Genomic DNA, 10574 nt, shown 5'->3' with positions numbered 1-10574 from the left:
AGCGGTCCGTCACGACGTCGACTGGTAGGAGCGCACGCGCACGACGCGCCAGGGGCCGATGGGGTTGCCGCTCCAGCGCGATCCGACGGGGACGGTCTCGCCGCGCATCACGAGCGACGCCGGGCCGACGGTGGCGTGAGCGCCGATGGTCGCTGCGGGGAGGATGACGCTGTGCGGACCCAGGGTCGCCCCGGGCTCGAGTCGAACGGCATCCATGCTCATGATTCGATCATGGAACAGGTGCGTCTGCACGACGCACCCCCGGTTCACCGTCGATCCGTCGCCGAGTTCGACGAGATCGGGCTCGGGCAGCCAATAGCTGTCGCACCACACGCCGCGCCCGATCCGGGCACCGAGCGCGCGCAGCCACACCGCGAGCGCGGGAGTTCCCGCCGCCGCGCGCGCGAACCAGGGCGCGGCGACCATCTCGGTGAAGGTGTCGGCGACCTCGGTGCGCCAGACGAACGACGACCACAGCGGCTGCTCCCCCGCACGGATGGGCCCGACGATCAGCCATTTCGCGGCGGCCGACACACCGGCCGCGACCGCTCCCGCCGCGAGCATGACGACGCCCGACAGCAGCAGCGCCACGAGCGGTCCCGCCGTCAGGGTGAGGGCTGCGAGCGCGAAGAGCACGAGCACTCCCACCCCGCACGTGACGACGACGGGGACGATGCGGCACATCTCCCAGAGAGCTCGCGCGACGCGCAGGCGCACCGGCGGACGGTACGTGCGGCTCTCGTCGGCGTCGGAGGTCTGACGCCGCAGACGCACCGCGGGCGATCCGAGCCACGAGGTTCCCGCTTTCGCCTTGGCCGGCGCCGACGAGAGGACCGCGACGAGACCGTCGCGCGGAACGCGGTGCCCGGGAGCCGCCATGCCCGAGTTGCCGAGGAAGGCGCGGCGACCGATGCGCACCGGACCGATCCGCATCCAGCCGCCGTGCAGCTCGTACGACGCGACCATCGTGTCGTCGGCGAGGAAGGCGCCGTCCTCGATGCGCGTCATCGACGGCAGAAGCAGGACCGTCGAGGCCTCGACGTCGCGACCGACGCGCGCGCCGAGCAGACGCAGCCAGACCGGTGTCGCGAGGCTCGAGTAGATCGGGAAGAGCACGGTGCGCGCCGAATCGAGCAGGCGCTCGGTCGCCCACACCTGCCATCCGATGCGGCTGCGCACCGGATGGACGCCCTCGACGAGCCCGATGCTCAGCAGGCGCACGAGCACGACGACGGCGAGCGCGAACAGGATGCCGGCGGCCAGCGTCGCAGGCACGAGCCACACCATCGCACCGGCGAGCGCCGCCCCGAGGGTCTCGGCTCCGCGCACACCCTGCGCGAGCACCAGACCGCCCGCGGCGAGCGCGGTGAGCGGCAGCAGGCCGAGGACCGCCGCGGCGAGGGCGTACGCGACGAGCCAGCGCCGCCCGGCGGGCGCACGGTGCGTCGGCCAGCCCGACTCGGCCGCACCGCCCACGCGTACGGCGGGCGAACCCGCCCACGTCTGATCGGCCCGCACCCGTCCGAACACGGCCGAGCCGGGCGCGATCTCGGCTCGACGGCCGATCTTCGTCCCGGGAGCCAGCGTGCTGCGCGCGCCGATGCTCGCGTCGGCGCCGATCCGGATGCCGCCGATGCGTACGACATCGCCGTCGATCCAGTACCCCGACAGGTCGACCTCGGGCTCGATGGCCGCGCCGTCGCCGATCTCGAGCATCCCGGTGACCGGGGGCAGGCTGTGCAGGTCGACGCCGCGGCCGATGCGGGCGCCGAGGGCACGCGCGTAGGCGACGGCCCAGGGCGCCCCCGACAGGCCGACGGCGTCGATCTGGTCGGCGACCTGCTCGGCGAGCCAGAGCCGCAGGTGCACGGCGCCGCCGCGCGGGTAGTCGCCCGGGCGGAGGCCGCCCAGCAGCAAGCGGGCAGCGACGACCGCGACGGCCATGCGGCCGAAGGGCGTCGCGAAGACGAGGAGTCCGGCCACGAGCACGGGCCACGGCACCTCGGGGAGCACCTCGAATCCGGGTGCGAGGCGCAGGATGGCGGAGGCGGTCATCAGGTAAAGCAGCCATCGAGCGCCCGAGAGCACGAACAGCGGGATGCCGAGGAGCGTCTGCACCCACTGGGTGCGCCGCGGCGTCGGCGCCGGGCGGTGATAGCTGCCGGCCTCGTCCGAGGCGGGCAGCGGACCGAGCGCGCGCGCCATCGCGCCCAGGCGAGGCAGGTCGTAGATGTCGGCGACCGCGAACTCCGGAACGCGGACGCGGATGAGCGAGACGAGCTGAGCGGCGGCGAGCGAGCCGCCCCCGAGGTCGAAGAAGTCCGCTTTGGGGCCGGGCACCGGCATCCCGAGCACGGCCTGCCACTGCTGCGCGAGCCACGCCTCGGCCGGGGTGAAGTCGGCGGAGGGCGCGTCGAGCTCGGGCAGCGGCCACGGGAGCGCGGCACGGTCGACTTTGCCGCTCGTGCGGACGGGCAGCTCGTCGACCACGGCGAGCAGCGGCACGAGGGGCGCGGGCAGGCGCTCGGCGAGGAGGGCGCGCGCGGCCAGGCGGTCGAAGTCCGGGGCGGCGGCGAGGTAGCCGACGAGGATCGGCACTCCCGCCTCGGTGGTGCGGACGGCGGCCGCCGCGCCCGAGACGCCGGGCAGATCCTGCAGCGCCGACTCGACCTCGCCGAGCTCGATGCGGCGGCCGCCGACCTTGACCTGGTCGTCGGCGCGCCCCTGGAAGACCAGCCCCGCGGATTCGAAGCGGACGAGGTCGCCCGAACGGTAGGCGCGCTCCCAGCCGAGGCTCGGCATCGGCGCGTACTTCTCGGCATCCTTCACCGGGTCGAGGTAGCGCGCCAGGCCGACGCCGCCGATGATGAGCTCGCCCGTCTCGCCCTCGGCGACGCGCGCTCCGGAGGGGTCGACGACGGCGAGGTCCCAGCCGTCGAGCGGCAGCCCGATGCGCACGGGCCCCTCGCCGGTGAGGGGCGCTGCGCACGCGACGACCGTCGCCTCGGTCGGCCCGTACGTGTTCCAGACCTCGCGATCGGCCGAGGCGAGCCGTGCGGCCAGCTCGGGCGGGCAGGCCTCCCCGCCGAAGATGAGCAGCCGGACATTCTCGATGAGCGCGGCCGGCCACATCGCGGCGAGGGTCGGCACCGTCGAGACGACGGTGATGCCCTGGCGGAGGAGCCACGGGGCGAGGTCCTCGCCGGATCGCACGAGAGCGCGCGGGGCGGGCACGAGGCAGGCGCCGTGACGCCAGGCCAGCCACATCTCTTCGCACGAGGCGTCGAAACCCACCGAGAGTCCCGCGAGCACGCGGTCGCCCGGGCCGAGCGGCGCGGCGGCGACGAAGAGCCGCGCCTCGGCGTCGACGAAGGCCGCGGCCGACCGGTGCGAGACCGCGACGCCCTTGGGCACACCGGTCGACCCGGACGTGAAGATGACCCAGGCGTCGTCGTCGGGAGTCGGCTGCGGCAGGCTGCCGAGGGTGTCGGTCGACGGATGCGGCGCATCGCCCGCGAACAGCGGTGCGGGCGCGGTGGCGGCCGACGTCTCGCCGGCCCCGGCCGAGTCCGCGAATTGCGCCGAGGGCACGAAGTCGCCGTCGCCGCCGATGATCCCGCGGACCCCTGCCTCTCCGAACACCAGCCGGGCGCGATCGTCGGGGTCGTCGGCGTCGACGGGCACGTAGGCGGCGCCGGCGGCGAGGATGCCGAGGATGGAGAGGTACAGCTCCTGGGAGCCGGACGGCATTCGCACGCCGACGCGGTCGCCGCGACCGACCCCGGCCTCGTGCAGCCGGGTGGCCAGACGCCCCACGCGGGCCATCAGCTCGCGGTAGCTCAGCGCACCCGAGCCGTCGTCGAGGGCGGACGCTTCGGGGTGACGGGCCGCCGTGGCCCGGAGCACGTCGAGGAGCGTGCGCTCGGGAGGGGTGCGCGCGCTCCGGTCGAGTGAAGCCTGCGTCGTGGCCGGCGCCGTGGCGTCCACCTCAGCTGAGCCGCTGGACGAGCTCGGCCTTGGTCTGGCGCGAGTATCCGGTCAGCCCGGCCGCGCGCGCCCGGGCGCGGAGCTCGGCGACGGTGAGGTCCGACAGCGCCGCGAGGTCCGCGCCGGTCGTCTCGGCAGGCGTCTCGGCGTCGTCGTCGACCGGCGTCTCGATGTCGTCGTCATCCGCCCCGGGGGCGCCGAGGGCGGCGGCGAGCTCGTCGTCCGCCTCGCGCGACGCCAGCGCGGCACGCGCGGCCGCCTTCTCGGCCTTCGCCGCGGCACGGCGGCGGGCCTTCGATTCCGCCTTCTTGGCGGCGGCCTCGTCCTCGGCCCGGCGGGCCTCGCGCTCGGCGCGATCCGCCTCCGCGCGCAGCCGCGCCTTCTCGGCGGCGCGGGCGAGAGCGGTCGCGACCGCCTTCTCGAGGCGCTCGGCGGCGGCGCGCGCACGCTTCGCGACCTTCTTGGGCCTCTTCCGCACGTCCTTCTTCGACACGTCGGTCGCGTCGCGCGCGTCGTCGATCGCGGCGTGCACCGGACGGGCGATCTTCTTCGGCAGCTTCTTGGCCGTCTTGCGGGCATCGGTGATGGCGGCAGTGGTCTCGTCGACGGCATCACGCGCCGCGCGTTCGACCTTCGGGGTCTTCGACATGGCGCACACCGTACCGATGCCAGGTAAACGATCGACGCACGGCACGCCCGCACCCACACGGGGAACGCCCTCGGTTGCCCGCCGGCCGTTCACCTTCCGTTCACCCTCACAGCGCACTCTCGTAAGGCACGGTGTCTACGTTCTCTCCGTGCCCTGCACCAAGGGCAGTCCCTCATACCCGAAGGAATCACAACGTGAAGCTTTCCCGTTTCGCCCAGATCGGCGCCCTCGGCGCCGTTGCCGCCCTCGCGCTCACCGCCTGCACCCCGGCGAACGAGCCCGCTCCGGGCGGCGACGCCTCGGGCGACGCCTCGTCGCTGTCGGGCACGGTCAACGCGACCGGCGCCTCGTCGCAGGGCGCTGCGCAGCAGGCCTGGACCGCCGAGTTCCAGAACACCAACGGCGGCGTGACGATCAACTACCAGCCCACCGGTTCGGGCACGGGCCGCGAGAACTTCATCGCCGGCTCGAGCCAGTTCATCGGCTCCGACCGCGCCTTCAACGAGGAGGAGCTCGCCGCCGGCGAGTTCGGCTCGTGCGTGACCCCCGACATCGTCGAGATCCCGGCCTACATCTCGCCGGTCGCCGTCGTGTTCAACCTGCCCGGCATCACCGAGCTGAACCTGACGCCCGACGTCATCGGCCAGATCTTCGACGAGAAGATCGCCACCTGGAACGACCCGGCCATCGCCGAGCTGAACCCCGACGCCGACCTGCCGTCGACCAACATCACCCCGGTCTACCGCGGCGACGCCTCGGGCACCACCGGCACCTTCACCGAGTACCTCGCCTCGGTCGCGCCCGAGGCGTGGCCCTACGAGGACGGCGACGAGTGGCCCGTCTCGACCACGCGCTCCGAGTCGGCTCAGCAGACCTCGGGTGTCGAGGCCGCGATGACCGCGGGTGAGGGCACCATCGGCTACATCGACGCCTCGCGCGCCGGTGACCTCGGCTCGGTCGCCATCGGCGTCGCCGGTGACTTCGTGCCGTTCTCGGCCGAGGCCGCTGCGCAGCTCGTCTCCGCATCGCCGCTGGCCGAGGGCCGCGGCGAGGGCGACCTCGTCTTCGAGGTCGACCCGGCTGCCGCTCCCGCCGGCTCGTACCCGATCGCCCTGGTGAGCTACCTCATCGCGTGCGAGCAGTACGAGGACGAGGCGACCGCCGACATCGTGCGCTCGTACTTCGAGTACGTCGCCAGCGAAGAGGGCCAGAACGCCGCCGCTGAGGCTGCCGGCTCCGCTCCGCTGTCGGCCGACCTGCGCTCGCAGGTCGCCGACGCCGTCGCCCTGATCGGGACCGCTCAGTAAGTCACCCCAGCGAGCCGGGTGGTGCCTCCTCGGGCGCCACCCGGCTTCGCGCGGAGATAACGGATCACAGAGGAGAAGATGACCACCTCAGCTCCCCCGGCCGCCGACACGTCGGCGCCGGTCACGACGAAGGCGAAGAAGCGTCCTGGTGACCTCGCCTTCTCCGGTACCGCGCTCGGCGCCGGTATCGTCATCCTGGCCGTCCTCGCGGCGGTCACCTTCTTCCTCATCGCCCAGAGCATCCCGGCGCTGACGGCCGATCCCGAGGGCACGCAGTTCCTGAACGGCGTGCCGTTCCTGCAGTACGTCTGGCCCTTCGTGTTCGGCACGATCTGGGCGTCGTTCATGGCGCTGCTCGTGGCCGCGCCGCTCGCCATCGGCGTCGCGCTCTTCATCTCGCACTACGCGCCCCGTCGCCTCGCCTCCGTGATCGGCTACGTGATCGACCTGCTCGCGGCGATCCCCTCGGTCGTCTACGGCCTCTGGGGTGCGCTGGTGTTCTCCCGCCTGCTGCAGCCGTTCTACGTCGAGCTGAACGAAGCGGGCGGCTGGTTCATCGTCTTCTCCGGTCAGCCCTCGCCGACCGGCCGCACGATCCTCACGGCATCCCTCGTGCTCGCCGTCATGATCCTCCCGATCATGACCGCCATCTGCCGCGAGGTCTTCCTGCAGACGCCGAAGCTCCACGAAGAGGCAGCGCTCGCCCTCGGCGCGACGCGCTGGGAGATGATCCGCATGGCCGTCTTCCCGTTCGCCCGCGGCGGCATGGTCTCGGCCGCGATGCTCGCGCTCGGTCGTGCGCTCGGCGAGACGATGGCCGTCACCATGGTGCTCTCGGCCACCGGCATCGTCACCTTCCAGGTGCTCACCTCGAGCAACCCGACCCCCATCCCGGCCAACATCGCCCTGAACTTCGGCGAGGCCTACGGCACGGGCGTCAACGTCCTCATCGCGACGGGTCTGATCCTGTTCGTGGTGACCTTCGCCGTCAACGCCATCGCCCGGTATATCGTCAACCGCCGCGCCGAGTTCTCTGGAGCGAACTGAGATGTCGACCACCGCTGTTCGCCCGCCCCGCGCGGCCGAGTCCCGCCCGGCGCGCAGCTCGCTGACCGCCGGTCGCCTGCCGAAGTGGATGCCGTGGGCTCTGCTCGGGCTGAGCGCCCTCATCGGCATCGTCATCTTCGCCGTGCTGAACATCGGCAACGAGCTCGCCGACTTCAACATCGCCGGCGCGACGGTCGTCGCCGCGGTCGTCTTCGCGATCGGTCTCGTGACGCTCTCCGCCATCGTCGAGTCGCGCCGCCACGCGGTGAACCGCCTCGCGACCGTCGTCGTGAGCATCGCGTTCCTCATCGTGCTGCTCCCGCTCGTGTCGCTGCTGTGGACGGTCGTCGCCAACGGCGTCGCCCGCTTCGACAGCACTTTCTTCAGCTGGACGATGCGCAGCGTCGTCGGCGAGGGCGGCGGCGCGCTGCACGCGATCTGGGGAACGCTCCTCATCACCGGCGTCGCCGCGCTCATCTCGGTGCCGATCGGCCTCATGACCTCGATCTACCTCGTCGAGTACGGCCGCGGGCGGCTCGCGAAGTCGATCACCTTCTTCGTCGACGTGATGACCGGCATCCCCTCGATCGTCGCGGGTCTGTTCATCGTCGCCCTCTTCGCGCTGCTCTTCGGCCCGGGCCTGAACACCGGCTTCATGGGCGCGCTCGCCCTGTCTGTGCTGATGATCCCGGTCGTCGTGCGCTCGAGCGAGGAGATGCTGCGCCTGGTTCCCAACGAGCTGCGCGAGGCGTCGTACGCGCTCGGTGTGCCGAAGTGGCTGACGATCCTCAAGGTCGTCCTCCCCACCTCGATCGCCGGCATCACGACGGGCATCATGCTGTCGGTCTCGCGTGTCATCGGCGAGACGGCGCCGCTGCTGCTGACCGCCGGGTTCACGAACTCGCTCAACATGAACCTCGCGTCGCAGCCGATGATGACCCTCCCGGTCTTCGTCTTCGACCAGTTCCAGAACCCCGGCACCAACATCGACGCGGCGCTCCAGCGCGCGTGGGCCGGTGCTCTCACCCTCATCATCATCGTCATGGTCCTGAACCTCGTCGCGCGCTTCGTCGCGAAGAAGTTCGCCCCCAAGTTCGGCCGCTGAACCGGCATCCCGAAGCCAGTTAGAGGAATTCAGAAGTGTCCAAGAGCATCGAAGTCAACGACCTCAACGTCTACTACAGCGACTTCCTGGCAGTCGAGGGTGTCTCGCTGCAGATCGAGCCGCGCAGCGTCACCGCATTCATCGGCCCCTCGGGCTGCGGCAAGTCGACCTTCCTCCGCACGCTGAACCGCATGCACGAGGTCATCCCCGGTGGCCGCGTCGAGGGCAGCGTGCTGCTCGACGGCGACGACCTGTACGGCCCGAGCGTCGACCCGGTGCTCGTTCGCCGTCAGATCGGCATGGTCTTCCAGCGCCCGAACCCGTTCCCCACGATGTCGATCCGCGAGAACGTGCTGGCGGGCGTGAAGCTCAACAACAAGCGCATCTCGCGCTCGGACGCCGACGCGCTCGTCGAGCAGTCCCTGCGCGGCGCGAACCTGTGGAACGAGGTCAAGGACCGTCTCGAGAAGCCGGGCTCCGGTCTCTCGGGCGGTCAGCAGCAGCGCCTCTGCATCGCTCGCGCGATCGCGGTGTCGCCCGATGTCCTCCTCATGGACGAGCCCTGCTCGGCCCTCGACCCGATCTCGACCTTCGCGATCGAGGAGCTGATCGAGGAGCTCAAGAGCGACTACACGATCGTCATCGTCACGCACAACATGCAGCAGGCCTCCCGCGTCTCCGACAAGACCGCGTTCTTCAACATCGCCGGCACCGGCAAGCCCGGCAAGCTCATCGAGTACGACAACACGACGTCGATCTTCACGACCCCGTCGGTCCAGGCCACCGAGGACTACGTCTCCGGCCGCTTCGGATGACCCCGCTTCCGGGGTGACCCGGGGGGGTGCTTGCCGGGCCGGGTGTGCCGGGCCGGGTATGCCGGGCCGGGCGTGCCGGGCCGGGCGTGCCGGGCCGGGCGTGCCGGGCGTGCCGGGCGTGCCGGGCACCCCGCCGCGTGTACCGCTTGCCCCGCCGCATGTGCCGGGATGCAAGGAATCGTGCGCGACGCGCCGGTGCGAGACCCTCTCGCCCGGCGCGTCGCGCATTTCTCCTTGCATCCGGGCACGCGGCGGGGCCAGCCCCGGGTGCGGAGTTCCCCGCCCCGCACCCTGCCGGCCCGGTCGGGCTCCGGCCCCGCGGGGCTCCGGCCCGGTGGGGCTCCGGCCCGTGTGCTGGCCCGGCGGGGCTCCGGCCCCGTGTGGCTGCCGGCCCGGGCTCGGTCGGGCTCTCCCTCCGCCCCGGTTCTGCCCCCGTACCCGGATGCAAGGGATTCGGCGCGACACCCCGGCATCCGTCATCGAACACCGGGGTGTCGTGCCCATTCCCTTGCATCGGGGCCGAGCGGGTGGGGGTCTGAACTGCGCAGCACTTCCTCCCCGGGAGCGCCGACGGCCTGGTTGACCACAACCCGTCCCTGCCCGCCGCCGCCTCACCCGCAGACGCCCGATGGTCGAAGCATGTGCGAGGCCCCGTCGATCTTCACCACCCGGCAGCTGCGGGACGACGGCCTATCGCGTCGCGAGATCGCGGACGCGGTGGGGAGCGGGCGGCTGGAGCGCATGCGGATCGGGATGTACGCCGCATCCGGCGCGTGCGATGCGGCTCGAGGCGTCGCTGCGCACGGCGGCCGGATGGCGTGCGTGACCGCCGCGCGACACCACGGCCTCTGGGTGCTCGACGACGACGACGCCTCTCACGTCTGGCTGCGTGAGGGCCAACGGGCGCACCACGATTCAAACTGCGGCTGCATCGAGCACTGGGATCACGATCAGCGCGAGGCACCCACGGGCCCGCTCCCCCTGCGGCAGGTGCTGCGTCAGATACTCGGATGCCGCGGCGCTGAGACCTTCTTCGTGACACTCGAATCGGCGCTGAGACTCGGCCGCCTCACGCGCGACGACCTGCGCTGGCTCCGGCAGCGCAGCAACGCCTGGGGACGCGAGGCGCTGCGGCTCGCGCGATCCGACGCCGACAGCGGTCTCGAGTCGCTGCTGCGGTGGCGGCTGCGCCGGCACGGACTACGGGTGCGCACGCAGGTGTCGGTCTACGGCGTCGGCAGGGTCGACGCGCTGATCGGCGATCGACTGATCGTCGAGGTCGACGGGCGCGACAACCACGACGGCCCGTCGCTCAGGCACAAGGACCTCGTGCGCGACGCCGCTGCGGCCGCGTGGGGCTACACGTCGCTGAGGTTCGATTACTCCCACATCGTCCACGACTGGGACCTCGTCGAGGCCGCCATTCTCGGCGCCCTGGATCGCGGGTCGGCCACGCGGCTCAGTGCCGCGATGCAAGGTTTCGACCGCGACACCCCGCCGGTCGCCCGCGGCTGACGGCGCGTCGCGCACGATCCCTTGCATCGCGGCACGGGCCGGTCGGGCTCGATCGGGCCGGTGCCGAGCTCGGACCGGACGCAGGCCAACCACAGATCGCGGCCCGGCCGCGCGTCGCGGTGCCGCGATGCAAGGTTTCGACCGCGACA

Annotated in this window: 7 protein-coding genes; 5 read left to right on the top strand and 2 right to left on the bottom strand. The window is 72.0% G+C overall.

All coding sequences use genetic code 11. From position 1 onward, the window contains the following. Window positions 1-9: 9 nt before the first annotated feature. Both F6B42_RS12800 and F6B42_RS12795 read right to left on the bottom strand, forming a co-directional pair. Complete coding sequence (locus F6B42_RS12800; protein WP_150420064.1) at window positions 10-3987, bottom strand: Pls/PosA family non-ribosomal peptide synthetase; 3978 nt, start codon at window positions 3985-3987, stop codon at window positions 10-12. Window position 3988: 1 nt separating this feature from the next. Continuing rightward, window positions 3989-4636, bottom strand: coding sequence for a hypothetical protein (locus F6B42_RS12795; RefSeq protein WP_223878493.1), 648 nt, complete (start codon window positions 4634-4636; stop codon window positions 3989-3991). Between the two features lie 194 nt (window positions 4637-4830). Here F6B42_RS12795 and F6B42_RS12790 point away from each other — a divergent pair, with 194 nt between their 5' ends. From F6B42_RS12790 to F6B42_RS12770, 5 genes are all read left to right on the top strand, one after another. Beyond that, window positions 4831-5943 (top strand): phosphate ABC transporter substrate-binding protein PstS, encoded by a 1113-nt coding sequence (locus F6B42_RS12790; RefSeq protein ID WP_150420062.1) that lies wholly within the window; start codon window positions 4831-4833, stop codon window positions 5941-5943. 78 nt (window positions 5944-6021) lie between these two features. Then, window positions 6022-6990: a phosphate ABC transporter permease subunit PstC gene (gene pstC / locus F6B42_RS12785; protein WP_150420061.1), complete on the top strand. Its 969-nt coding sequence runs from the start codon at window positions 6022-6024 to the stop codon at window positions 6988-6990. 1 nt (window position 6991) lies between these two features. After that, complete coding sequence (gene pstA / locus F6B42_RS12780; protein WP_150420060.1) at window positions 6992-8095, top strand: phosphate ABC transporter permease PstA; 1104 nt, start codon at window positions 6992-6994, stop codon at window positions 8093-8095. A 35-nt stretch (window positions 8096-8130) separates the two neighbouring features. Further along, window positions 8131-8910 carry a phosphate ABC transporter ATP-binding protein PstB gene (gene pstB, locus F6B42_RS12775; protein ID WP_150420059.1) on the top strand — a complete coding sequence of 260 codons (780 nt, stop codon included), beginning with the start codon at window positions 8131-8133 and terminating at the stop codon, window positions 8908-8910. A gap of 639 nt (window positions 8911-9549) precedes the next feature. Then, complete coding sequence (locus tag F6B42_RS12770; protein WP_150420058.1) at window positions 9550-10425, top strand: type IV toxin-antitoxin system AbiEi family antitoxin domain-containing protein; 876 nt, start codon at window positions 9550-9552, stop codon at window positions 10423-10425. Window positions 10426-10574: the final 149 nt, after the last annotated feature.

The organism is Microbacterium radiodurans (assembly GCF_008710705.1).
GTDB lineage: Bacteria > Actinomycetota > Actinomycetes > Actinomycetales > Microbacteriaceae > Microbacterium > Microbacterium radiodurans.
The sequence above is the reverse complement of the archived record's forward strand: the minus strand, read 5'-3'. Positions and strand labels throughout refer to the sequence as shown.

Coding starts and splice junctions, on each gene's coding strand:
- pstA (WP_150420060.1), top strand. CDS start 6,992: ATGTCGACCACCGCTGTTCGCCCGCCCCGCGCGGCCGAGTCCCGCCCG.
- F6B42_RS12770 (WP_150420058.1), top strand. CDS start 9,550: ATGTGCGAGGCCCCGTCGATCTTCACCACCCGGCAGCTGCGGGACGAC.
- F6B42_RS12795 (WP_223878493.1), bottom strand. CDS start 4,636: ATGTCGAAGACCCCGAAGGTCGAACGCGCGGCGCGTGATGCCGTCGAC.
- pstC (WP_150420061.1), top strand. CDS start 6,022: ATGACCACCTCAGCTCCCCCGGCCGCCGACACGTCGGCGCCGGTCACG.